This window comes from Nocardioides sp. zg-1230 (assembly GCF_013155335.1).
Classification (GTDB): Bacteria; Actinomycetota; Actinomycetes; order Propionibacteriales; family Nocardioidaceae; genus Nocardioides.
On sequence record NZ_JABJQZ010000005.1, the window covers coordinates 440,423 to 463,173 of the forward strand.

The 22,751-nt window shown below is 72.6% G+C and carries 24 protein-coding genes; 14 read left to right on the top strand and 10 right to left on the bottom strand.

Annotation, left to right across the window (positions count from 1 at the left end; all coding sequences use genetic code 11):
• Nucleotides 1-28 precede the first annotated feature (28 nt).
• From HOO61_RS17910 to HOO61_RS17920, 3 genes are read left to right on the top strand one after another with little or no spacing between them, the layout of a single operon-like run.
• Complete coding sequence (locus HOO61_RS17910; protein ID WP_367650235.1) at nucleotides 29-2,752, top strand: GNAT family N-acetyltransferase; 2,724 nt, start codon at nucleotides 29-31, stop codon at nucleotides 2,750-2,752.
• Between the two features lie 23 nt (nucleotides 2,753-2,775).
• Nucleotides 2,776-3,357 (top strand): DUF5998 family protein, encoded by a 582-nt coding sequence (locus tag HOO61_RS17915; RefSeq protein WP_172260893.1) that lies wholly within the window; start codon nucleotides 2,776-2,778, stop codon nucleotides 3,355-3,357.
• Nucleotides 3,354-4,475, top strand: a complete 1,122-nt coding sequence (locus HOO61_RS17920; protein ID WP_172260895.1) for an alkaline phosphatase family protein — start codon at nucleotides 3,354-3,356, stop codon at nucleotides 4,473-4,475. The genes HOO61_RS17915 and HOO61_RS17920 overlap by 4 nt, the downstream gene beginning before the upstream one ends.
• 7 nt (nucleotides 4,476-4,482) lie before the next feature.
• Here HOO61_RS17920 and HOO61_RS17925 read toward each other — a convergent pair whose 3' ends face one another.
• Nucleotides 4,483-5,145, bottom strand: a complete 663-nt coding sequence (locus tag HOO61_RS17925; protein WP_172260897.1) for a thymidine kinase — start codon at nucleotides 5,143-5,145, stop codon at nucleotides 4,483-4,485.
• Between the two features lie 54 nt (nucleotides 5,146-5,199).
• Here HOO61_RS17925 and HOO61_RS17930 point away from each other — a divergent pair, with 54 nt between their 5' ends.
• On the top strand, nucleotides 5,200-6,039 hold the full coding sequence (locus tag HOO61_RS17930) for a sulfurtransferase (protein WP_367650236.1): 840 nt from the start codon (nucleotides 5,200-5,202) through the stop codon (nucleotides 6,037-6,039).
• Here HOO61_RS17930 and HOO61_RS17935 read toward each other — a convergent pair whose 3' ends face one another.
• Nucleotides 6,040-6,879 carry an MOSC domain-containing protein gene (locus HOO61_RS17935; RefSeq protein ID WP_172260899.1) on the bottom strand — a complete coding sequence of 280 codons (840 nt, stop codon included), beginning with the start codon at nucleotides 6,877-6,879 and terminating at the stop codon, nucleotides 6,040-6,042.
• 3 nt (nucleotides 6,880-6,882) lie between these two features.
• Nucleotides 6,883-7,869 carry a septation protein SepH gene (gene sepH, locus HOO61_RS17940; protein WP_172260901.1) on the bottom strand — a complete coding sequence of 329 codons (987 nt, stop codon included), beginning with the start codon at nucleotides 7,867-7,869 and terminating at the stop codon, nucleotides 6,883-6,885.
• 140 nt (nucleotides 7,870-8,009) lie between these two features.
• Between sepH and HOO61_RS17945 the strand changes: the two genes are divergently transcribed.
• A complete protein-coding gene (locus HOO61_RS17945) occupies nucleotides 8,010-8,645 on the top strand; it encodes a trimeric intracellular cation channel family protein (RefSeq protein WP_172260903.1) in 636 nt (211 codons plus the stop codon).
• 15 nt (nucleotides 8,646-8,660) lie between these two features.
• Here the strand turns inward: HOO61_RS17945 and HOO61_RS17950 are convergent, their stop codons facing one another.
• Nucleotides 8,661-9,983, bottom strand: a complete 1,323-nt coding sequence (locus HOO61_RS17950) for a D-arabinono-1,4-lactone oxidase (RefSeq protein ID WP_172260905.1) — start codon at nucleotides 9,981-9,983, stop codon at nucleotides 8,661-8,663.
• A complete protein-coding gene (locus HOO61_RS17955; protein ID WP_172260907.1) occupies nucleotides 9,980-11,164 on the bottom strand; it encodes an MFS transporter in 1,185 nt (394 codons plus the stop codon). Before HOO61_RS17955 ends, HOO61_RS17950 begins: the two co-directional genes overlap by 4 nt.
• Before the next feature lie 33 nt (nucleotides 11,165-11,197).
• On the opposite strand from HOO61_RS17955, the gene HOO61_RS17960 reads away from it, so the two are divergent.
• The 3 genes from HOO61_RS17960 (at nucleotide 11,198) to HOO61_RS17970 (ending at nucleotide 13,611) form a co-directional block, all read left to right on the top strand.
• Nucleotides 11,198-12,313 carry a ferrochelatase gene (locus HOO61_RS17960; protein ID WP_172260909.1) on the top strand — a complete coding sequence of 372 codons (1,116 nt, stop codon included), beginning with the start codon at nucleotides 11,198-11,200 and terminating at the stop codon, nucleotides 12,311-12,313.
• On the top strand, nucleotides 12,310-13,119 hold the full coding sequence (locus tag HOO61_RS17965; protein ID WP_172260911.1) for an inositol monophosphatase: 810 nt from the start codon (nucleotides 12,310-12,312) through the stop codon (nucleotides 13,117-13,119). Before HOO61_RS17960 ends, HOO61_RS17965 begins: the two co-directional genes overlap by 4 nt.
• 201 nt (nucleotides 13,120-13,320) lie before the next feature.
• Entirely contained in the window at nucleotides 13,321-13,611 is a 291-nt protein-coding gene (locus HOO61_RS17970) for a DUF4193 domain-containing protein (protein WP_056600397.1), read from the top strand.
• Nucleotides 13,612-13,685: 74 nt separating this feature from the next.
• On the opposite strand, the gene HOO61_RS17975 is transcribed toward HOO61_RS17970, so the two are convergent.
• From HOO61_RS17975 to HOO61_RS17985, 3 genes are all read right to left on the bottom strand, one after another.
• Nucleotides 13,686-14,318: a helix-turn-helix transcriptional regulator gene (locus HOO61_RS17975; RefSeq protein WP_172260913.1), complete on the bottom strand. Its 633-nt coding sequence runs from the start codon at nucleotides 14,316-14,318 to the stop codon at nucleotides 13,686-13,688.
• A 465-nt stretch (nucleotides 14,319-14,783) separates the two neighbouring features.
• The gene (locus HOO61_RS17980) at nucleotides 14,784-15,116 is read right to left on the bottom strand and encodes a DUF4235 domain-containing protein (RefSeq protein WP_172260915.1); all 333 of its coding nucleotides are present in this window, start codon (nucleotides 15,114-15,116) and stop codon (nucleotides 14,784-14,786) included.
• A 9-nt stretch (nucleotides 15,117-15,125) separates the two neighbouring features.
• Nucleotides 15,126-15,584, bottom strand: a complete 459-nt coding sequence (locus HOO61_RS17985; protein ID WP_172260917.1) for a DUF3093 domain-containing protein — start codon at nucleotides 15,582-15,584, stop codon at nucleotides 15,126-15,128.
• Between the two features lie 27 nt (nucleotides 15,585-15,611).
• On the opposite strand from HOO61_RS17985, the gene dut reads away from it, so the two are divergent.
• Genes dut through HOO61_RS18005 form a run of 4 tightly spaced genes read left to right on the top strand, consistent with a single transcriptional unit; the run spans nucleotide 15,612 to nucleotide 17,876 of the window.
• The gene (gene dut, locus HOO61_RS17990) at nucleotides 15,612-16,082 is read left to right on the top strand and encodes a dUTP diphosphatase (protein WP_367650237.1); all 471 of its coding nucleotides are present in this window, start codon (nucleotides 15,612-15,614) and stop codon (nucleotides 16,080-16,082) included.
• 46 nt (nucleotides 16,083-16,128) lie between these two features.
• Nucleotides 16,129-16,785 carry a DUF3710 domain-containing protein gene (locus HOO61_RS17995; RefSeq protein WP_172260919.1) on the top strand — a complete coding sequence of 219 codons (657 nt, stop codon included), beginning with the start codon at nucleotides 16,129-16,131 and terminating at the stop codon, nucleotides 16,783-16,785.
• A 3-nt stretch (nucleotides 16,786-16,788) separates the two neighbouring features.
• Nucleotides 16,789-17,151 carry an OB-fold nucleic acid binding domain-containing protein gene (locus tag HOO61_RS18000; protein WP_172260921.1) on the top strand — a complete coding sequence of 121 codons (363 nt, stop codon included), beginning with the start codon at nucleotides 16,789-16,791 and terminating at the stop codon, nucleotides 17,149-17,151.
• The gene (locus HOO61_RS18005; RefSeq protein ID WP_367650238.1) at nucleotides 17,148-17,876 is read left to right on the top strand and encodes a DUF3159 domain-containing protein; all 729 of its coding nucleotides are present in this window, start codon (nucleotides 17,148-17,150) and stop codon (nucleotides 17,874-17,876) included. Before HOO61_RS18000 ends, HOO61_RS18005 begins: the two co-directional genes overlap by 4 nt.
• Before the next feature lie 25 nt (nucleotides 17,877-17,901).
• On the opposite strand, the gene HOO61_RS18010 is transcribed toward HOO61_RS18005, so the two are convergent.
• Both HOO61_RS18010 and HOO61_RS18015 read right to left on the bottom strand, forming a co-directional pair.
• The gene (locus HOO61_RS18010; protein ID WP_172260923.1) at nucleotides 17,902-18,573 is read right to left on the bottom strand and encodes a TrkA family potassium uptake protein; all 672 of its coding nucleotides are present in this window, start codon (nucleotides 18,571-18,573) and stop codon (nucleotides 17,902-17,904) included.
• A gap of 14 nt (nucleotides 18,574-18,587) precedes the next feature.
• A complete protein-coding gene (locus HOO61_RS18015; RefSeq protein WP_172260925.1) occupies nucleotides 18,588-19,250 on the bottom strand; it encodes a TrkA family potassium uptake protein in 663 nt (220 codons plus the stop codon).
• A 55-nt stretch (nucleotides 19,251-19,305) separates the two neighbouring features.
• On the opposite strand from HOO61_RS18015, the gene HOO61_RS18020 reads away from it, so the two are divergent.
• On the top strand, nucleotides 19,306-21,348 hold the full coding sequence (locus tag HOO61_RS18020; RefSeq protein ID WP_367650239.1) for an APC family permease: 2,043 nt from the start codon (nucleotides 19,306-19,308) through the stop codon (nucleotides 21,346-21,348).
• Nucleotides 21,345-22,571 carry a class I SAM-dependent RNA methyltransferase gene (locus HOO61_RS18025; RefSeq protein WP_172260929.1) on the top strand — a complete coding sequence of 409 codons (1,227 nt, stop codon included), beginning with the start codon at nucleotides 21,345-21,347 and terminating at the stop codon, nucleotides 22,569-22,571. The genes HOO61_RS18020 and HOO61_RS18025 overlap by 4 nt, the downstream gene beginning before the upstream one ends.
• The last annotated feature ends 180 nt before the right edge of the window (nucleotides 22,572-22,751 follow it).

Here is a 22,751-nt window from a genome sequence, read left to right on the forward strand (position 1 = left end):
AGGGGGCCGGGCCGGATAGATTGCAGTCGTGACCGAGACGGACGCCGCCGCAGACGAGGTGCGTACGACGCGTCCGCCCCGGCACTGGGAGGCGGACGTCCTGCTGCGCGACGGGCGCACGGCCCACATCCGTCCGATCCAGCCCGAGGACCGGGAGCTGCTGGTCGAGTTCTACAGCCGGGTCTCGGAGCAGTCGAAGTACTACCGGTTCTTCTCGCCGATGCCGGAGCTCTCCGAGCGCGACCTCGACCGGTTCACCCAGGTGGACCACCGCGACCGCGTGGCGATGATCCTCACCGTGGCCGGGCAGATGATCGCGGTCGGCCGCTACGACATGATCCGGCCCGGCTACGCCGAGGTCGCGTTCCTCGTCGAGGACAAGCACCAGGGCCGCGGGATCGGCCAGCTCCTGCTCGAGCACCTCGCCCAGGCAGGACGCGAGCGGGGCATCGAGGAGTTCGTCGCCGAGGTCCTGCCGGACAACCAGGCGATGATCCACACCTTCAAGGACGCCGGCTACCAGGTGAAGAGCACGTTCGAGGACGGCGTGATGGAGCTGGTGTTCCGGATCGACCCGACCGACACCGCGCTCGGCGTCATGGAGCAGCGGGAGCACCGTGCCGAGTACGCGTCGATCGAGCGCTTCTTCTCACCCAGGTCGGTCGCGATCATCGGCGCGAGCCGCCGTCAGGACACCATCGGGCGCGCGCTCGTACGCCACCTCGTCCTCGGCAACTTCACCGGCCGCATCCACGTGGTCAACCCGAGCGCCGACTCGGTGTCGGGCATGCCGGCGTGGAAGTCGGTGGGCGACATCCCGGGCGAGGTGGACGTGGCGATCGTGGCCGTGCCCGCCGAGTCGGTCCAGGACGTCGTCCTCGACTGCGCCGCCAAGGGCGTCCACGGCCTAGTCGTGATCTCGTCCGGCTTCGCCGAGACCGGCGAGGAGGGCCGCATGCGGCAGCGCCGCCTGGTCGGGCTCTCCCGCTCCTACGGCCTCCGCCTGATCGGGCCCAACGCGCTCGGCATCATCAACACGGACCCCGACGTGCAGCTCAACGCCTCGCTGTCCTCGGTGATGCCGCCGCGCGGCCGCGCGGGCTTCTTCTGCCAGTCGGGTGCGCTCGGATCGGCCATCCTGGAGAAGGTGCAGAACCGCGGACTGGGCCTGACCACGTTCGTCAGCGCCGGCAACCGCGCCGACGTGTCGGGCAACGACCTCCTGCAGTACTGGGAGGAGGACGACGCCACCGAGGTCGTGCTGCTCTACCTCGAGTCGATCGGGAACCCGCGCAAGTTCTCGCGCATCGCCCGCCGCGTGAGCCGGCGCAAGCCGATCGTCGCGGTGCGGTCGGGCCGCAGCTCCCAGGGCGTGCCGATGGGTCACGCGGTGCGCAAGATCGGGGCGCCGGGCGAGGCCGTCGACGCGATGTTCCGCCAGGCCGGGATCATCCAGGTCGAGTCGCTGGAGGAGATGTTCGACGTCGCCCAGCTGCTGGCCCACCAGCCGCTGCCGCGCGGGCGCCGGGTCGCGATCGTCGGCAACTCCGACGCCCTGGGCCTGCTCGCCGCCGATGCTGCGAACGGCGTCGGTCTCGTGGTCAACCGCCAGGAAGCCCTCGGCGCGGACGCCACCGCGGAGGACTTCGAGGACGCCCTCGACGCCGCCATCGACGACCCGGAGGTCGACGCGGTCGTCGCGATCTTCATCCCGCCGCTCAACGTGGCGGGAGCCCGCGAGGACGTCGCCAACGTGCTCGCGGCGGTGGGCGAGCAGTCCGACAAGCCCATCGTGTCGACCTTCCTCGGCACCGAGGGCGTTCCCGAGCTGCTGCGCGTGCCCGACGTCGCCGGGTCCAGCGCCGGCCGCGGGTCGGTGCCGTCGTACCCCGCTGTCGAGGCCGCGGTGCGGGCGCTGGCGCGCGTCGTCGAGTACGCCGTGTGGCTGCGCGTGCCGCAGGCGCCCCTCGTCGACCCGGGCGTCAACGACCTCGACGCCGCCCGCCACCTCGTCAACGAGGTCCTCATGCGGCACCCCGAGGGCCGCGACCTCGACTTCGACGAGCAGTACCGCCTGCTCACCGCCTACGGCATCGACCTGTGGGACACCTACGCCGTCGCCACGCTCGACGAGGCCACCACCGCGGGCGAGGCCCTGGGCTGGGACGTGGTGCTCAAGGCGACCGCCGACCACCTGCGCGACCGGCCCGACCTGGCCCACGTGTGGCGCAACATCGACAACCCCGAGGAGATGGCGCAGGCCTGGCGCTCGCTCACCAGCCTGATCACCGACCCCGACAACGCCGGGTTCGTCGTGCAGCGCAACGCGCCTCCCGGGGTGCCCGTCACGATCGCGACGATGGAGGACCCGCTCTTCGGCCCGGTCCTGTCCTTCGGGATCGGCGGCCCGCTCACCGAGCTGCTGGGGGACCGGTCGTTCCGGATCCCGCCGCTCGCCGACCACGACGCCCAGGACATGGTGCGCGAGATCAAGGCGTCGCCGCTGCTCTTCGGCTACCGGGGCAGCGAGATCGTCGACGTCGCGGAGATCGAGCGGCTGGTGCGCCAGGTGGCACAGCTCCAGCACGACCTGCCGCAGGTGCGGGCGCTGCAGCTGCCGCTCGTCCTGGCCGGGGCGGAGAGCGCCACGGTCCTCGGTGCCAACGTGCGCGTCGAGCCGGTGAAGGACCCCAGGTCCGACTGGTTCGTGCGTCGGCTGAGCACGATGCCCGGGGACACCCTGCCGGACTGAGCCCGGCGTGACAGACTGCCACCATGCCCCGCTCCACCCGTGACGCGGACGTCTCCCATGACCTCCGCAAGGCGATCCACCGCACCGGCTACTACCCCGAGGTCGTCGCCGACGGCGTCTTCTCCGCGGCGGGCGGCGAGGAGGTCGTGTCCTACTTCGTCCACCACGAGACGACGTTCGACCACGAGGAGGTACGACGGCACCTCACGGCGCTGCTGCTGACGCCCACCCGGCTGGTCATCGCGCACACCGACGAGCACCCCGGCGACGACCTGCTGCCCGAGCCCTACACCTCGACCACCACCGAGGCCGTCACCCTGACCTCCATCCGGACCGTGGTCGTGACCCGGATGGTGGCCAACCCGACCAAGGGCGTCGCCCCGCCGGCCGAGGCCGTGCTGACGATCGGGTGGGGCGGCGTCGGGCGCCTCGACCTCGAGCCCGCGGCGTGCTCGGACCCCAACTGCGACGCCGACCACGGCTACACCGGCACCCTGGCCGGTGACGACTACACGCTGCGCGTGTCGGCGGCCGCCGAGGGCGCCGACGCCGTCGCCGGCCTGCTCGGCTTCGCGGAGGCGCTCTCCGCCCGCACCCGCGGATGACACAGGCCTTCACCCCGCCGGCCTACGGCGACCGCTCGCTCGCCGACGTCGTGCCCTCCGTCGCCCGCGCGCTCGGTGTCGAGCTGCCCGGGCACCCGGCCGGTCTCGAGCTCCCGCCCGCGCCGTCGTACGTCGTCTTCCTCGTCGACGGGATGGGGGCGGAGCTGCTCACCCGCTACGCCCACGCGGCGCCCTACCTGTCGTCCCTCGTCGAGGGCGGTGCCACCGGGACGGCCGGGGTGCCCTCGACGACGGCCACCTCGCTCACCTCGCTCGGCACCGGTCTGGTGCCGGGCGCGCACGGGCTCGTCGGCTTCACCGCCCGCATCCCGGGCACCGACCGGCTGCTCAACCACCTGTGGTGGGACGCAGGAGTCGACCCGCTCGAGTGGCAGCCGCACCCGACGGCGCTCGGACGGCTGGCCCACGCCGGCGTCCACGTCACGGCGGTGAACAAGCGCGACTTCGACGGGTCCGGCCTGACGCTCGCCTCGCAGCGCGGGGCGACGTACGTCGGGGCCGACCGCGTCGGCGAGCGGATCGCCGCCACCGTCGCCGCCTCGGCGGACCAGCCGTCGCTGACCTACGTCTACGACTCGGACCTGGACTGGACCGGCCACAAGTTCGGCGTGGCCTCGACCCAGTGGCTGCAGCAGCTGGCCATGGTCGACGCCGAGGCCGAGCAGCTGCGGGAGGCGCTGCCGGCCTCGACCCGACTGCTGGTCGTCGCCGACCACGGGATGGTCGACAGCCCCCGCGATGCCCGTGTCGACGTCGACGAGGTCGACGGGATGCGCGACGGGATCGCGCTGCTCGGCGGCGAGGCGCGCTTCCGCCACCTCTACTGCGCCGCCGGCGCCGTGGCCGACGTGGCGGCCACCTGGCGCGAGGTGCTGGGGGACCGGGCCACCGTGCTGACGCGTGAGGAGGCGACCGAGCGTGGCTGGTTCGGTGCGGTGTCGCCCGGTGTGCGGCCGCGCCTGGGTGACGTGATGGTCGCCTGCCACGGTGACACCGCCGTGATGTCCACCCGCGACTTCGCCTACGAGGACACCCTGGTCGGGCTCCACGGCTCGCTCACCTCGACCGAGATGTTGATCCCCATCCTCGTCGGCTGAGTCGCGGTCAGCCGAAGGGGAGCGGCTCGGGGGCGAGGGACACGGCCTTGGCGCGGGCCGCGGTGAGCCGGCGGCGGTGGTGCTGGCGGCACAGCACCTCGTAGGCCACCTCGTGGGGGCCGCCCGGCGGCTCGTCGACCTGGTCGACGTCGCCGACCACGATGACCTCGCCCTCGACGACCATCGCGCCGTTCTCGGTGCGGGCGTTGTGGGTGGCGCGCTTGCCGCACCAGCACAGCGCCTCGACCTGGAGCACGTTCATCCGGTCGGCGAGCTCGACGAGCCGCGCGCTCCCGGGGAAGAGCTGGGAGCGGAAGTCGGTGAGGATGCCGAACGCGAACACGTCGATCTGCAGCTCGTCGACGACCTTGGCCAGCTGGTCGATCTGCTCGGCCGCGTAGAACTGGGCCTCGTCGCAGATGAGGTAGTCGATCCGCCCGCCGCGCGTGAGCGTGTCGACGACGTAGGCCCAGAAGTCGAAGCCGGCGTCGACCTCGAGGGCCTCGTGGGTCAGGCCCAGGCGGCTGGACAGCACCGCCTGCCCGGACCGGTCGTGGGTCGTGAAGATCCGGCCGACGCGTCCGCGGGCGGCGTGGTTGTGGTTGGTCTGGAGCGCCAGCGTCGACTTGCCGGAGTCCATCGTGCCCGTGAAGAAGTGCAGTTCAGCCATGTCCCGCGAATCCTGTCACAGCCTCCGTCCGGCGCGACGGCTACCGTGCCGCGTGTGACCGACGACTTCGGCAGCGACCGCCGCACCAGCCCCCTGATCAGTCCCGACGAGCTCGCCGCCTCCCTGCGGGAGGTCACCGTGCTCGACGTGCGCTACCTCATGGGCGGGCCGCCCGGACGCGAGCAGCACGCGGCGGGACACGTCCCGGGAGCGGCGTACGTCGACCTCGACCAGGACCTCGCCGACCCGCCGGGCGCCGGCGGCCGGCACCCGCTGCCCGACCCGGAACGGTTCGAGGCGGCGATGCGGCGCGCCGGGGTGCGCGACGACCGGCCCGTGGTGGTGTACGACGACTGGCAGGGGCGGGCGGCCGCGCGGGCGTGGTGGCTTCTACGGCACCACGGCCACCGCGACGTCCGCGTCCTCGACGGCGGCTGGACCGCCTGGCTCGAGGACGGGCACCCGACCGAGCCCGGGCCGGTGGACGCTGAGCCGGGCGACTTCACCGTCTCGGCGGGCGACCGGGCCCCCGCCGTCGGTCCCGACGAGGTGCCCCACGTCGAGGTGCTCGTCGACGCACGGGCGCCCGAGCGATTCCGCGGGGAGTCCGAGCCGGTCGACGCCGTCGCCGGTCACGTGCCCGGCGCCGTCAACGTGCCGACGAACGCCAACCTCGACGAGCGCGGGCGCTTCCTGCCACCCGCACGGCTGCGGGAGCTGTACGCCGCCGTGGGCGCCGACACCGCGTCGTCCGTGGCTGCCTACTGCGGCTCGGGCGTGACCGCCGCGCACGACCTGCTCGCCATGGAGCTCGCCGGCATCCGCGCCGCGCTCTACCCGGGGAGCTGGAGCGGCTGGATCACCGACCCCGGGCGGCCGGTCGCGACCGGGTGATCAGCCCGCCCGGACCGCGTCGCCGACACTGATCCGACCGGTCGTCTCGGGGACGAGGTGCACGGCGAAGAACGTCTTGATGCCGTCGAGGCGCCGGTGCCGGGCCAGGGTGCGCGTCGGCTCCTTCGCGGTCGTCAGGGTCCGCGGGTCGAGGGTCGCCATGACGCACCGGCCCACCGGCTTGCCGATCCGGAAGCCGACGCCACCGACCGCGACCCGGGTCCAGGTGTCCTCGGCGAACGGCTCGTCGCCGTCGACGACGAGGTTGGCGCGGAAGCGCTCGACCGGCAGCGGCTCGGGGGGCTCCTCGCCGAGCTCGAGCGCACGCTCGAGGATCCAGTCGTTGAGCCGACGCATCGAGGCCAGGGACGCGATCGTCACGGGGAACGAGTCCGGGAAGGCGGCGTGGTCACCCGGCTGCGAGAAGCCCGGCTGCAGCGTGCGCTGCTCCGGGGCGTGGCACCACACCAGGCGCAGGTCGTCGCGTCCCAGCACCGACCGCACCCACGCGTCGGCGGCCGCCCCGGCGGGTCGGGCCTGCAGGTCGAGGGAGAACAGGTGCACGTCGACGGGTGCGGCCCGGGGGACGTCGACGAGCAGGTCGGCGTGGCCCGGGGCGCGGAGCCGGAGCGCGGCGGCGACAGACGCGTCGGTCGACGGCGTGTCCGCGACGACGTGGAAGAGGCGGTGCACCTCACGCGCGGAGACGAGGCGACCGTCGCCGTCGACGATCATCCAGGACCGGTCGTCGTCCAGGCCGCGCGGCAGCACGGTGGTGGAGCTGACCGGACGGATGGCGCCTGACTTGAGCGGGTGGACGTTGAGCTGGACGAGGCGCAAGAGTCAGTCGCCCTTGCCGCCGCCGAACATGATCTCGTCCCAGCTCGGCACGGACGCGCGACCGCGCTTCTTGGCGGGCCTGGGCTTCGGCTCGGCGGGAGCCCCAGCGGCCGGCTCCGACGCGGGCCGGTCCGGCTCCTCGGTCGTGGTGTCGCCCGTGGTGGTGTCCGTGGTGTCGCCCGCGTCCTGCTCGTCGAGGTAGGCCTCGACCGGCTGCTCGGAGCCCAGCCCGGCGTCGGCGAGCTCCATCGTGGTCTCCTCCGGCGACGCCGAGGGCTCCTCACCGGTGACCATCTCGATCGCGTCGTCCCCGAGCGGGACGTCGTCGCCGACCGAGCTGAGCCGGCGCTGACGCGCGGCGGCGAGGTCGTCGGAGGCGGGCGCGGAGGTCGCCGCGGCAGGTGTGGCGTCGCCGACCAGCCATCGCGCGTCGTCGTCGTCGAGCGTCACGAAGCTGCCGCGGGGGTCGTGGGAGAAGGTCGCGGTGCCGATGCGACCGGCCACGTCGTAGAGCGCGGTCAGCGTCCAGCGACCGTCCTCCCGGCGCCAGGCGTCCCACTCGACGCTGGCGGGGTCGACGTCGTGGGCCCGCAGGTGGGCGCTCACGGCCTCGCCGAGGGTGCGAGCGCCGGACTCGGACGCGCGGCGTCGTACGGAGGCGAGCTGGGCACGCTCGGCGACGTGGGCACGCTCGGCCATCACGGGCGCCGCGAACGGCATGATCTTCTCCACCGACGTCCCGGCGGCATGGGCCACCGCCTCGGGTGACTCACCGGCCCGGATGCGCATCTGGATGTCGCGGGGGCGGAGGCTTGATTCCATCGGGATCTCCAACTGGCCAGACGTGTCGGGGCGGCTGCTGTCGGGCGCGCCGCTGACGGCGCGACGGAGCCGGGGGTCGATCGCCAGGGTGTGCTCCTGGCCCGACTCGTCCACCAGCAGCAGGCGCTTGCCGTCCCTGCTGCGTCCGGTGAACGTCAGCTTGGCCATGGACGGCGGACTCCTGCCTGGCTGGTGGTCGGGGCGGTCAAGAGGTGGTCGGCGGTGCACGGGGCATCCGTGTCGCTCGAGCCTACGCCAGCGCGGCGCCCCGGCACGGTTGCCCCCGCGGCGCGCCCTAGGCTTCCGGTGTGCCTGAGCCGGAGTTCGCGACGCCGCTGGTCGTCCTCGACCTGACGGGGATCTTCTTCTTCGCGGTCGCCGGGGCGTTGGTGGCGGTCCGCAAGCACCTCGACCTCTTCGCCGCGCTCGTCCTCGGCGGCATCACAGGGCTGGGCGGTGGCTTCATCCGCGACGTGCTGATCGGTGCGACGCCCCCGGCCGCCCTCACCGACTGGCGCTACCTGCTGGTCCCGGTCCTGGCCGGGCTGCTCACCTTCGCCTTCCACCCCGCGGTCAGCCGGCTCGAGCGGGTGGTGACCCTCTTCGACGCCTTCGGGCTCGCGGTGTTCTGCGTGACCGGCGCGTTGAAGGCGGTCGAGTTCGGGCTCGGTCCGGTGCCCGCGGCCCTGATGGGGATGGTGACCGGGATCGGGGGCGGCATGATCCGCGACGTGCTCGTCGGCAGCGTCCCGGTGATCTTCGAGGGCGTCCTCTACGCCACCCCGGCGCTGGCGGGGGCCGCCGTCACGGTGCTCCTCGACCGGGCCGACCTCCCGTTCCTCGTGGTCGCCGCCGCCGGGTTCTCCACGTGCCTCACCTGGCGGTTGCTCGCGCTCGTCCGTGGGTGGCGCGCGCCGCTCCCCAAGGGCCCGGCCAACGTCTGATCGCCCCCACGTCCTCTAGTCGCCCAGCAGCCGCCGCAGGTGGGCGTTGGCGAAGACCCGGTCGGGGTCGAGGCGGTCGCGCAGGGCGAGGAAGTCCGCGAACCGGTCGTACGCCGGCGCCAGGTCCGCTGCCGTGCGGGTGTGCACCTTTCCCCAGTGGGGGCGCCCGCCGGCATCGCGGAGGATCGGCTCGAGGCCGCCGAAGTAGGCCGTGTGGTCGGTGTCGGCCGGCACGTGGAAGGCGAGGTAGAGGCTGTCGCGGCCGTACGCGGTGGACAGCGCGACGTCGTCGGCCCGGGCGGTGCGCACCTCCACGGGGAAGGCGATGCGCCAGTCGCTGGCGTCGATCGCCCGGCGGCACTCGCGCAGCACGTCGAGACCGACCTCGCGGGGGACGGCGTACTCCAACTCCCGGAAGCGCACCCGCCGCGGCGTCACGAAGACCCGGTGCGCGAGGTCGCTGTAGCGGCGCTCGGACTGCGCCCGGCCGGCGACCCGGTTGATGCGCGGGACCAGGCCCGGGGACCGTGAGCCGACCCGGCAGAGAGCACCGAAGACGGCGTTCGACACCACCTCGTCCTCCCACCACGCGGCGGCCCGCGACGGGGGCTGCTGCTCCCCGGGCTCGAGGTCGGTGCGCACGTTCTGCTTGACCATGAGGCGGTCCGTGTGAGGGAACCAGTACAGGTCGAGGTGGTGCGCGGCGGCCTCCATCTCGTCGTACGACGCCAGCCCGCGCTCCCACGTCATCGGCTGCTCGTGCGCCTCGACGACGAAGAGCGGCTCCACGTGGAAGGTGAGACCGGTGAGGACGCCCAGCGCGCCGAGGCCGACCCGGGCGAGGTCGAAGACGTCCGGGTTCTCGGTCGCGGAGGCCCGCAGCACCTCGCCGGTCCCGGTGACCATCTCGAGGCCGGCGAGCTGGGCGGCGAGGCCGGCCGCGACGCCGCCAGTGCCGTGGGTACCGGTCGAGACCGCGCCCGCGAGCGTCTGCTCGGCGATGTCGCCCATGTTGTGCAGGGACAGGCCGAGGCGTTCCAGCGCGAGGTTGAGGTCCTTGAGCGTGGTGCCGGCGCGGGCCGTCACCGTCATCGCCGCACGGTCGACGGACAGGATGCCGCGCAGCCCCTCGGGACGCAGCAAGGTGTGCTCGGGCGCCGCGATCGCGGTGAAGCTGTGCCCGGTGCCGGTCATCTTGACCGTCGTCCCGCCCTCGCGCGCCCGCCGTACGACGTCCACGACCGCCTCGACGGAGCCCGGCGTCTCGACGTGGCGGGGGACCGCCTCCTCGAGCCCGGACCAGTTGCGCCAGAGGTGACCGTGGAGGGCGGAGCTCATGTGCGCAGACTAGGGGCCGGACGCGCCGTCTGCGCGGCGAGCGCCCCGAGGATCCCACCGGCAAGCGCCACGGCGTACGCCGCGGAGGCCCCGCTGTGGTCCACGACGAAGCCGGCGATGCTCGCGCCGGGCGCCACGCCCGCCACGATCCCGGTGTGCAGGATCGCCATGCCCTCGGTGAGGCGGGTGGACGGCACGCCCTGCTCGACCATCGTCATCGCGCCGATCATCGTGGGCGCGATCGCCAGTCCGCCGACCAGCAGGACCACGGCCATCACCGGGACGGAGTCGACGAACATCAGCGGAGCCATCGCCAGCGCCATCGCCGCGGAGCCCCACCGGAGCCGGACGTCCGGGCCGCTGCGCCAGGCGATCGCCCCGGTGACCAGGCCGGCGACGAGGCTGCCGAGCGACCACGCCGCCAGCAGCCAGCCGGCGACCCACCGCTGGCCCTGCTCCTCGGCGAAGGCGACGGTGGTGACCTCGGCGGCGCCGAACAGGGCCCCGAGGGTCAGGCAGACCAGCGCGAGGGTCAGCACGAGGCGCCACGGCATCGGAGGGCGGGCAGCGGCGGGTGCGCTGCGCCCGGCTGGTGGCTCGGTGCGGCGCTGCGCCGCGAACGCGAAGGTGCCGATGACGCCGCTCGCGAGCGCGCAGGTGAGGCCCGCGACCGGGTGCCAGCTCGTGGCCAGCAGCGTGACGAGCACCGGGCCGACGACGAAGACGACCTCGTCGAGGACGGCCTCGAGGGCGAACGCCGTCTGCTTCTCGCCCGGCTCGTCGAGCAGGTGGGACCAGCGGGTGCGGACGCTGGCGCCGACCTGGGGGAGCGCCGCGCCGGCGACGGCTGCGAAGACGTACGTCCACACGCGGGGCCAGTCCTGCTCGACGGCGAGCATCATCAGCGCGAGCCCGGCGCCGAACACCGAGATCGCCAGCGGCAGGACCCGCGCCTGGCCGAAGTGGTCGACCCACCGGCCGTGCAGCACCGCGAACGCCGCCTCCGCCAGCACGAACACCGCCGAGACCGTCCCGGCCAGCCCGTAGGAGCCGGTGCGCTCCTCGACGAGCAGGACGATGCCGAGCCCGACCATGGAGATCGGAAGCCGGGCCACGAGGGCGGCGCTGCTGAAGGCGAACGCACCGGGCCGTGTCAGCACCCGGCGGTAGGAGTCGAGCACAAGCGGGATGGTAGGCCGCTCTACGCTGGCTCCATGAATCCTGCGGGTCACCCCGACGTGAAGCCGTACGACGCGCTCCTGGTCCTCTCCTTCGGGGGGCCTGAGAAGCCGGAGGACGTGGTGCCGTTCCTGGAGAACGTCACCCGCGGGCGGGGGATCCCGCGCGAGCGCCTCGAGCAGGTGGGGCAGCACTACTTCCTGTTCGGCGGCAAGAGCCCGATCAACGACCAGAACCGGGCGCTGATCGCCGCCCTCGAGAAGGACTTCGCCGGCCAGGGCATCGACCTGCCGGTCTACTTCGGCAACCGCAACTGGGACCCCTACCTCGCCGACACGCTCGCGAAGATGACGGCCGACGGCATCCAGCGGGCCGCTGTCTTCGCCACGTCGGCGTACTCCTCGTGGTCGTCGTGTCGGCAGTACCGCGAGAACCTGTGGGACGCCGTCGAGCAGACCGACGGCGCGCCGCGCCTCGACAAGCTGCGGCAGTACTACAACCACCCGGGCTTCCTGGAGCCGGCCGTCGACGCCTGCCTCGAGGCCCTCGCCGCGTTGCCCGACGGTGGCGACCGGGCGCGACTCGTGTTCGTCACCCACTCGATCCCGACCGCGATGGCCGAGACCAGCGGCTCGGAGGACCCGGCCGGACAGCCGCGCGGGGCGTACGTCAAGCAGCACCGCAGCGCCGCCGACGAGATCGCCCGTCGGGTCCGCGAGGCCACCGGTCGGGCCCACCGCCACGACCTCGTCTACTGCTCGCGCTCGGGGGCGCCCTCGACGCCGTGGCTGGAGCCCGACGTCAACGACCACCTCGAGGAGCTGGCCACCGACGGGGTTGGCGGCGTGGTGCTCGCGCCCATCGGCTTCGTCTCCGACCACATGGAGGTCATCTACGACCTCGACACCGAGGCGATGGCGACGGCCGAGCGGCTGGGCATCCAGGCGGTGCGCGCAGCCACGTCGGGGACCGACCCGCGGTTCGTGGCGATGGTCCGCGACCTCGTGCTCGAGCGGGCCGCTGCCGAGCGGGGCGAGTCGCCCGCGCGCCCGGCGCTCGGCTCGATGCCGGCCGGGCCCGACATCTGCGGGGCAGGTTGCTGCCCCAACCCGCGAGGTCCGCGACCGGCCCTCTGCGGGGCCGACTCGTGACGGTCACTCCCGTCGAGCTCCGCGACCTGGCCTGCGCGCTCGCCCACGAGGGCGCCGGCCTGGCTCGCGAGATGCGGCGCGGCGGGATCGACGTGGCCGACACCAAGACCAGTGCTGTCGACGTCGTGACCGAGGCCGACCGGGCGGTCGAGGAGCTGTTGCGCTCACGCATCGTCGCCCAGCGCCCCGACGACGCGATCCTGGGCGAGGAGGGCGACGACCGGGCCGGCACCTCGGGGGTGCGGTGGGTCCTCGACCCGATCGACGGGACCGTGAACTACCTCTACGGCCTGCCCGACTGCGCCGTCTCGGTGGCAGCCGAGCTCGACGGCGAGGTCGTCGCGGGTGCCGTGGTGACCATCCCCACCGGGGTGGAGTACGCCGCCGCGCTCGGGCACGGCGCCACACGCGACGGGGGAGCGATCTCCGTGCGTCCGTCGCCGCCCCTCGCCGAGCGGCTGGTGCTGACCGGGTTCGGCTACCAGCGCGAGGTGCGCGAGCACCAGGCGGGCTGCGTGGCCGCCCTGCTGCCCGAGGTCCGTGACATCCGCCGGATGGGCTCGTGCGCCCTCGACCTCTGCCACGTGGCGGACGGCAGCGGCGACGGGTACGTCGAGGCCGGACCGCAGCCGTGGGACTGGTCCGCCGGCGGGCTCGTGCTGCGCGAGGCCGGCGGCCGCTTCGAGCTCCTCGACGGCACCTTCACCCTCGACCCGTACCCGGTGCGCAACGTGGTCGTAGGGGCGCCCGCCGACGGGTGGGACGACTTCGTCGCCGCGCTCGCCGCCGCTGGTTTCCTGGCCTGAGTGTCCCTCCGTGGGGGCGGGCCCCTCACGGCTGGCGGGGTGGGAATAGGGAGACGTCACCCACTGTTCAGGCGACACGTTGCGGACCGGCTCACCACGGAACCGGTTCATGGTGCACAATCTGGCGCCGACGACGCGCACAACTGGGACGTCCCGCCGCGATCCGGCAGGACGGGTCCACAGCATGGGGAGAGGTAACCGATGGCCACCGACTACGACGCACCACGCAAGTCCGAGGAGGACCAGAGCGAGGAGAGCATCGAGGAGCTCAAGGCCCGACGTCACGACAAGAACTCCGGCAAGGTCGACGAGGACGAGACCGAGGCCGCTGAGTCCTTCGAGCTCCCCGGCGCCGACCTCTCGCACGAGGAGCTTGCGGTCGAGGTCATGCCTCGGCAGGACGACGAGTTCACCTGCATGAGCTGCTTCCTGGTGCACCACCGGTCGCAGCTGGCCGACGAGAAGAAGCTCATCTGCCGCGACTGCATCTGAGGCTCCGATCACGACAGCGCCTGTTCCTCCTCTGAGGGGCGGGCGCTGTGGCGTGTCCGGGGCCGGAGGCGCGATCACACAGCGGGCCGGGGCCGCACCGTCCGGCTCCTCCTGGCGAGCCGCTCCTCGTCGAGGTGCACCGCCTCAGCCCTGAGCTGGCGCCTGGCAGGGTGGTCCACCGGCGTGCCGAAGAGCATCCGCTCTACCCTTCGCCGGTGTGGGCACGTCCGGTAGCGGATGCACGGCGTCTCCAGCCTGCGTGAGCGGTCGACACTGGTGAAGTAGTCGATGCTCGTCATGTCCCGGAACTCCCGCGGCACCCACCACCCGGTGACCCGGAGGTCGACGTGGGCCGGGTAGCGGTTCCCGTTCCGTGCGCGAGCGCCGTCGGCCCGCATCGGCTCCACCCGCTCACCGGTCGACTCGTCGTGCAGCGAGACCGCGACGCCGGCGAGGCGCAGCATCCGCTGCAGGACGCTCACCCGAGGACTCGTCCGCTCGGTCTCCCACCGCGCCACCGCCGACTGGGACACCCCGAGCAGCCGGGCCAGTCCGCGCTGCGACACGTCGAGAATCCGTCTGATGCGTCGGACGAGCCCGGCCACACCCCCGTCGAACGGCCCCATGTGCAGCCACTCGAGCTCCGCCTCGCTCAGGTCCGCCGGCCTGGCCACCCCCGTCGTCGCCCCCGTCGTCGTACCGCTCATGTCCTGTCCTCCCGTGCTCGCCTGTCTGTCGTACGACGAGCGAACCGCGGGGTCCCGACAGCCGCAGCAGCTCCTCCACAGCGGGACCTCACCGGGCCCCGGACACCCACCCCGTGGACGTTTGGTGGCAGATCTCGCGCCGGGCGCTGCTCGAACCCCCCACCCGCACCATGGCCAGTGAGTCGGTGGACGAATCACTGGCCATTTACCGGGCTCACCGGTGGGCAGGCGCCCCTGAGTCACCCAGCGACTCACGGGACAGCGTCCACCGAGGCGCCGTCGGCAGCGTCGGTGAGTCGCTGGGCGACTCACTGGCCATGGTCGGCGAGGTGCGCTGCAGGGACCGTCTGAGGCGCGCGAACGGGGAGACCGGCCTGTCGGGGACGCCCCGCGACCTGGCCCCCGACCTCCGGCGGGGCCAGCGCCGGGGACGGGTGGGCTCTGTGGAGCTGTGAGTCGTCCGGGTCAGGACTGGGCTGCGGGGGCCTTGTCGGCGTCCTGGTCGTCCTTCTTGAGCTGCGGGGGGAGGTGGCCGGTCGACTTGGCGTAGTAGTGCGCCGCGCGGCGGGTGGCGAGCATGCGCGCGACGCCGATCAGGGTGCCGCTGACGGCGGCCCACATGACGGCCTCGCCGATGCTGACGTCGGGGTCGGCCGGGTTGGCGGGCGGGTTCTTCCCGGTGGCCGCGCGCCAGGAGGAGTTGAGGCCCTTCTTGGCCACGGCTGCAGCGCCGAGGGCGGCGACGAGGGAAAACGCTGAGTAGAACTTGCTGGAGCTGTCCGCTGTGGAAGAGGCCATGGACGCACCCTATCCAGCAGCCTGGCGCGTCCGCCCCGCCTCCAGGGCTGAGACGAGGGCGTCGGGTCGTCGCGAGCTGACCAGCCAGTAGGGCGTCGGGTCGGCGGGGTCGGCGATGTCCACCCGCACGCCACGCTTGAGGTACGGGCGCAGCAAGAGGTACGCCCTCGCGTCGGCGTCCACGCCCGCCTGACGGCGTACGCCGTCCGCGTCGAGCGCGGTCGCAGGACCGACGAGCTCCAGGGGGATGTGCGCGCGACCGGCGCGAAAGGTCGTCCCGTCCACGGACACGCGCGGTCGGCCGTAGCTGACGAACAGCGCCACCAGGACGGCCATCGCCACCGCAGTGACCGACCACGCCACGGTCTCGGGCGTGGCGGCGAGCACGGCCAGCCACAGCGACGCCACGAACATCGTGCCCTGCACCCACCAGCGCAGCGGAACGGTGAGGCGTTCGGCGTAGTCCACGGCGCAGAGCCTATAGATTCACTCCTCGTGCCCGACCACGACCCAGCCCCCGACCTGGACGTCGCCGTCGTCCGCCTCGACGCTGACCTCCCGCTCCCGTCGTACGCGCACCCGGGCGACGCCGGCGCCGACCTGCACACCACGGTCGACGTCGACCTGGCACCCGGCGAGCGGGCCCTGGTGCCCACGGGCATCTCGATCGCGCTGCCGGACGGCTACGTCGCGCTCGTGCACCCGCGCTCGGGTCTCGCGGCCCGCCACGGCCTGTCCATCGTCAACACCCCCGGCACGATCGACGCGGGCTACCGCGGGGAGGTCAAGGTGCTCCTGATCAACCACGACCCGGTCGAGTCCGTGACGCTCCGCCGCGGCGACCGGATCGCCCAGCTCGTCGTGCAGCGGTTCGAGCGGGCGCGGTTCGTCGAGGTGGGGGTGCTGCCCGAGTCGATCCGGGGCGCCGGGGGCTACGGTTCTACAGGTACCGGTTCGCGTCCTTGAACCGGAAACGCGTTCGCAGGAGCGCGCTGATCGAAGGAGTGCTGACGTGAAGTTCCGCCGCAAGGCAGACACGACCCCGGCGACGGCGGACACCTCCGCGGAGGACACCGCGAGCGCCGCGGACGACACCGCTGGCGCCACCGCGCGTCCTGCCGCGGGCACCGGCCCCTTCGACGTGTCCCAGGTCGAGGGCGACGGCATCGAGCGGGCCGACCTCGGCTCGGTCCTGGTGCCCGCGATCGCCGAGCGCGAGCTCCGGCTGCAGGTCGACGAGCAGAGCGGCCAGGTCCGCGCGGTCATGCTCGCCGGCTCCGACGGAGCCTGCGAGTTCCAGGCCTTCGCCGCCCCGCGCAACGGTGACCTGTGGTCCGAGGTCCGGCCGCAGATCGCGGAGGACATGGCGCGACGCGGAGGTCAGGCCACCGAGCGCGAGGGCCGCTGGGGCACCGAGCTGGTGTGCCAGATGCCGGTCCGACGCCCCGACGGGACCACCGCCACACAGCCCTCCCGCATCATCGGCGTCAACGGCGACCGCTGGATGCTGCGCGCCTCGTTCCTCGGCAAGCCGGCCGTAGACCCCGACGCCACGACCGAGTGGGAGGACGCGCTCGCGCAGATCGTCGTACGCCGCGGCGACCAGGCGATGCCGGTCGGTGAGCCGCTGCCGGTCACGCTGCCGGACGACGCCCGCCGGGTCAGGTGAACCGTGGGCGAGAAGAGCCGGCTGCGTCAGGCGCTCTCCCGCTGGGCCGACAGCTCGGAGGCCCACCAGCGCGACCTGCGCCAGTCCCACGCCACGGACGAGGCCCTGGCCATCGCCGACGCCCCGGAGCGTGAGCACGTCGTCGTCAACGGCGTGCTGCGCACGGTCACGCTCCGCCCGCGCGGCGGCGTCCCGGCCCTCGAGGCCGAGCTGGACGACGGCTCGGGCGTCATCACCGTGGTGTGGCTCGGCCGGCGCCGCATCACCGGCGTCGACCCCGGCCGGTCGGTGACCGTCGCCGGCTGCATCGGCCGCCAGGGCGGCGTACCGATCATGTTCAACCCGCGATACGAGCTGCGCCCGTGACCGACCCCACCAGTGAGCACGCGAGGCACGTCGCCCCCACCACCGACACGGTCGAGGCGGTGGTGCGCGGCCAGCTCGCCAAGGCGCTCGGCGGCCGTCGGGGGATGGCCGAGGCCGCGGTGCCGACCATCCTGTTCACCGTCACCTGGCTGACGATGCGCGACCTCAACCTCGCGCTGTCGATCAGCATCGGGGCGGCGCTCGTCCTGCTGGCGATCCGGCTGGTGCAGCGCTCGACGGTCCAGTTCGTCGTCAACGCCCTCTTCGGGATCGGCATCGGCTGGTACTTCGTGTACCGCGCCGCCGAGTCCGGCGGGTCGGAGCAGGAGCAGGCGCTCGCCTACTTCCTGCCGGGCCTGCTCTACAACGGCGGGTACGCCGTCGTGCTGGCGTTCACCTGCCTCATCGGCTGGCCGCTGGTCGGCTTCATGGTCGGCAGCATCACGGGGGACCCCACCGCTTGGCACTCCGACAAACAGGTCGTGAGGCTGTGCAACCGGCTCACCTGGCTGCTCGTCGCCCCGTGCCTGCTCCGCGTGGCGATCCAGGGCCCGATCTGGCTGGCCGGCAACTCCGGCTCGATGGACCCGGACGCGGCGGTGGCTGCGCTCGGCGTGCTCAAGATCGCGCTGGGGTGGCCACTGCAGCTCGCCGCGCTCGCCTCGATGATCTGGCTGCTCTCCCGCAACAGGACCCCGGTCGCGGAGGACCCCGCGACCGCCTGAGACGACCCCTTGCAGCCTCGGGCGCTCAGCGGTGGTGCTGGATGGGGGAGAGCAGCTGCTCCAGCTCGGACTCGACCTCGGCCGGCACCACGAACAGCAGTTCGTCCCCGGACTCCAGCGGCTGCTCGGCCTCGGGCGTGTAGACCTGACCGTCGCGCAGGATCGTCACGAGGGCACAGTTCTCGGGGAACGGCACCAGGCCGGCGGGCGTGCCGACGTAGGGGGAGTCGGCCGACAGGGTGAGCTCGACCAGGTTGGCGTTGCCCTGGCGGAAGGTGAACAGGCGCACCAGGTCGCCGATCGACACCGCCTCCTCGACGAGCGCCGACATGATGCGCGGCGTCGAGACGTTGACGTCGACGCCCCAGGCCTCGGTGAAGAGCCACTCGTTGTTGGGGTGGTTGACCCGCCCGACGGTGCGGGGGACCCCGAACTCCGTCTTGGCGAGGAGCGAGGTGACCAGGTTGGCCTTGTCGTCACCGGTCGCGGCGATGACCACGTCGCACTTGCCCAGCTGCGCCTCGGCGAGCGAGGAGAGCTCGCACGAGTCGGCGAGGAGCCACTCGGCGTTGGGGACGCGCTCGGGACGGATGGCTGACGGGTTCTTGTCGATGAGCAGGATCTGGTGACCGTTCTCGATCAGCTCCCGGGCGATCGATCGACCCACGGCTCCGGCTCCGGCGATGGCGACGCGCATGTCTCAGGTGTCCTTCAGTCGTCTTCGGGGCCGGCCTCGAGCACGGCGTACGCATGGGCGGCGTTCTCCTCGCGGATCACGATGTGGAGCATGTCGCCCTCCTGCAGCACGGTCTCGCGGGTGGGGAGCATGCCCTCGCCGAGCCGGTCGATCCAGGCGATGCGGCTGCGTGACTGCATCTGGAACTCGACGGTCCGGTTGCCGATCCAGACCTCGGGGACCGGGATGTGGTCGACCCGGATCGTCCCCGACGGGTCGCGGAAGTCGGGCTCGGCGCCGGCGGGCAGGATGCGGCGCAGGACCTGGTCGGCCGTCCACTTCACCGTCGCCACCGTGGTGATGCCGAGGCGCTGGTAGACCTCGGCGCGGCCGGGGTCGTAGATGCGGGCGACGACCTGCTGGAGGCCGAACGTCTCCCGGGCGACGCGCGCGGCGATGATGTTGGAGTTGTCACCGCTGGAGACCGCGGCGAAGGCGTCGGCGCGACGGATCCCGGCCTTCTCCAGCACCTGCTGGTCGAAGCCGTAGCCCGTGATCTTGTCACCGTTGAACTCCGGGCCCAGACGGCGGAAGGCGTCGGGCTCGCTGTCGATGACGGACACGGTGTGGTTGCGGTCCTCGAGGCTACGGGCGAGCGTCGAACCGACGCGGCCACAACCCATGATCACGACGTGCACGCCAGAACCGTATCCCAGCAAGGATCTGGATCGCTGCGGGTCTAGGCTCGCGCCCGTGAGTGTCGGCGACGTGTCCAAGCGGATCCTGCTGGGCCGCAAGCTGCGCAGCAGCCAGCTGGGGGAGACGCTCCTCCCCAAGCGGATCGCGCTGCCGGTCTTCGCCAGCGACGCGCTGTCCTCGGTGGCCTACGCCCCGGACGAGGTGTTCATCATGCTCGCCGTCGCCGGCGCGTCGACGTACGTCTGGTCGTGGAAGATCGGCCTCGCCGTCGCGGTGGTGATGCTCACCGTGATCGCCAGCTACCGCCAGACCGTGCACGCCTACCCCTCCGGCGGCGGCGACTACGAGGTCGCCACGGTCAACCTCGGCCGCAACGCCGGCGTCACCGTCGCGAGCGCGCTGCTGGTCGACTACGTGCTCACCGTCGCCGTGTCGATCTCGTCGGCCTCGCAGTACGCCGCCGGGGCGATCCCGCCGCTGATCGGGCACGAGGCGACGGTCGGCGTCATCGCCGTGGCCCTGTTGACGGCGATGAACCTGCGCGGAGTCCGCGAGTCGGGCGCGTTCTTCGCCGTGCCCACCTACCTCTTCATGGTCGCGATCCTCGGCATGTGCGCCTACGGGCTGCTGCGCCTGGTGGCCGGCGACCTCCCGGACGCGGAGAGCGCGAACCTCGTCATCGAGCCGCAGCCCGGGTGGGAGGAGCCGCTGACCCAGATCGGCCTGATGTTCCTGCTGGCGCGGGCGTTCTCCTCGGGCTGTGCCGCCCTGACCGGCGTCGAGGCCATCAGCAACGGCGTGCCTGCCTTCCGCAAGCCCAAGAGCCGCAACGCCGCCACGACGCTGCTCATGCTCGGCCTGATCGCGATCACGATGATGATGAGCGTCATCGTCCTGGCCAAGCAGATGATGATCCGCTACGTCGACCCGCACGAGCTGGACCGCCTCCGCACGTCGTCGGGTGGTGCGGTGCCGGAGGGCTACGACCAGCACCCCGTGATCTCGCAGATCGCGGCGGGGGTCTTCGACCACTTCCCGCCGGGCTTCTACTTCGTCGTCACCGTCACCGGCATCATCCTCGTGCTCGCGGCCAACACCGCCTTCAACGGCTTCCCGGTCCTCGGCTCGATCCTCGCCCACGACGGACTGGCGCCCCGGTCGCTCGGCTCGCGCGGCGACCGGCTCGCCTACAGCAACGGCATCGTCTTCCTCGCGGCCCTCTCGATGCTGCTGATCTGGGTCTTCGACGCCGAGACCACCAAGCTGATCCAGCTCTACATCGTCGGCGTCTTCGTCTCCTTCAACCTCAGCCAGCTCGGGATGATCCGGCACTGGACGCGCCACCTGCGCACCGAGCGCGACCCGGCCGTACGTCGCCGGATGATGCGCTCGCGGGCCATCAACACCTTCGGTCTCGGGATGACCGCGGTCGTCCTGGTCATCGTCCTGATCACCAAGTTCCTCGCCGGCGCCTGGATCACGATCCTGGCGATGGGCTTCTTCTTCCTGGTCATGCAGGCCATCGGGCGCCACTACGCGCGCGTGGAGCTCGAGCTCGCGGCCGACGAGCAGGACAAGGTCATGCCGACCCGGGTGCACGCCATCGTGCTCGCGTCCAAGCTGCACAAGCCGACGCTGCGCGCGCTCGCCTTCGCCCGCGCCACCCGGCCCAACGTGCTCGAGGCCATCTACGTCAGCGTCGACGCCAAGGCCACGAGCCGGCTGCTGGAGGAGTGGGACGAGCGGCACCTCGACATCCCGCTCAAGGTGCTGCACTCGCCCTACCGCGAGGTCGTGCGGCCGATTGTGGAGTACACCCAGGAGATCCGCCGGGCCAGCCCGCGCGGCGTCGTGGCGGTCTACATCCCGGAGTACGTCGTCGGACGCTGGTGGGAGCAGCTCCTGCACAACCAGACGGCGCTGCGGCTCAAGGGAAGGCTGCTGTTCACCCCGGGCGTCATGGTCATCTCGGTGCCCTACCAGCTGCGGTCCTCGCAGGCGGCCGAGGAGCGGCGCCGCGACGACGTACGGGTGCACGCCGGCGACCTGCGCCGCGGCCGCGTCGCCTCGCGCGGCGATCGGCAGGACGAGAGATGAGCCGCCACAACAGAGCCCGCCGCGCCCGCGGCCGCTCGCGGGTGGGGGAGCGCTTCGAGGTCGAGGTGGGGCCCGTCGCCCACGGCGGGCACTTCGTCGCCCGGCTCGCCGATCCCGAGTCCCGGGTCGTGTTCGTCCGGCATGCCCTGCCCGGGGAACGGGTGGTCGTCGAGATCACCGAGGGCACCGACGGCGACCGCTTCTGGCGCGCTGACGCCGTGCGCGTCGACGCGCTTTCAGGCGACCGCGTCGAGGCGCCGTGCCCCTACGCCGGTCCCGGGCTGTGCGGTGGCTGCGACTTCCAGCACGTCGCCCTCCCGGCGCAGCGTGACCTCAAGGCAGCGGTGGTGCGCGAGCAGCTCGTCCGGCTCGGTCGCCTCGACCCGGCGTCCGAGCTCGTCAGCGGCCTCCGCGTCAAGGCGGTACCCGTTCCCGGACGACCCGACGACGGCCTGCGGTGGCGCACGCGGCAGCGGTACGCCGTCCTGCCGGACGGCCGGCCCGCCATGCGGGTGCACCGCTCCCACGACCTCGTGCCGGTCGACGACTGCCTCATCGCCGCCGAGGAGGCGCGTCCCCGCCCGGACGCGCGGCCGGGACGTCATGGCGAGTGGTCACCCGGCGAGCCGGACGCCCTCACCTCCACCCACGACGTCACGGTCGGCTCCAGCACGCACCCTTTCTCCGTCGCGTCCGACGGCTTCTGGCAGGTCCACCCCGAGGCGCCGCGCGTCCTGGTCGAGGCGGTGCTCGACCTCCTCGACCCGCGACCCGGTGAGCGGGCGCTCGACCTCTATGCCGGCGTCGGCCTGTTCGGCCGGTTCGTCGGGGAGCGGACCGGCGCGCGGGTCGTCGCGGTCGAGGCCGATCGCGCGGCGTGCCAGCACGCGCGCGGCAACCTGTCGGCGCTGAAGGGCGCCGTCGTCGAGTGCGGCCCGACCGACCGGGTGCTGCGCTCGGGCCTCGACGAGCCGTTCGACCTCGTCGTCCTCGACCCGCCCCGCGAGGGCGCCAAGCGTGCCGTCGTGGAGCAGGTCGTCGACCGACGCCCCCGCGCGGTGGCGTACGTCGCCTGCGACCCGGCCGCGCTCGGGCGTGACGTCGCGATCTTCGCCGAGCACGACTACGAGCTCACGGCGATCCGCGCCTTCGACCTCTTCCCGATGACTTCACATGTTGAGGTTGTGGCGCAACTTGTGAAATGCGGTTCTGAGGTGCGGTGATGCGATGCGGGTCCTCGGCGTCGGACCCTCCGAATGAAGCATCCCGGAGTGTCCGGCGAGCCCGGACACCGTGTCCGGAGCACCGGGTCCGGCTCCGTACTGGTTGTATGCGTGATCGTGTTCATGTGGATCACCGCCTTGTTGGATATGACCGCCTCGCATCTTGCTTGCCCCCGACTG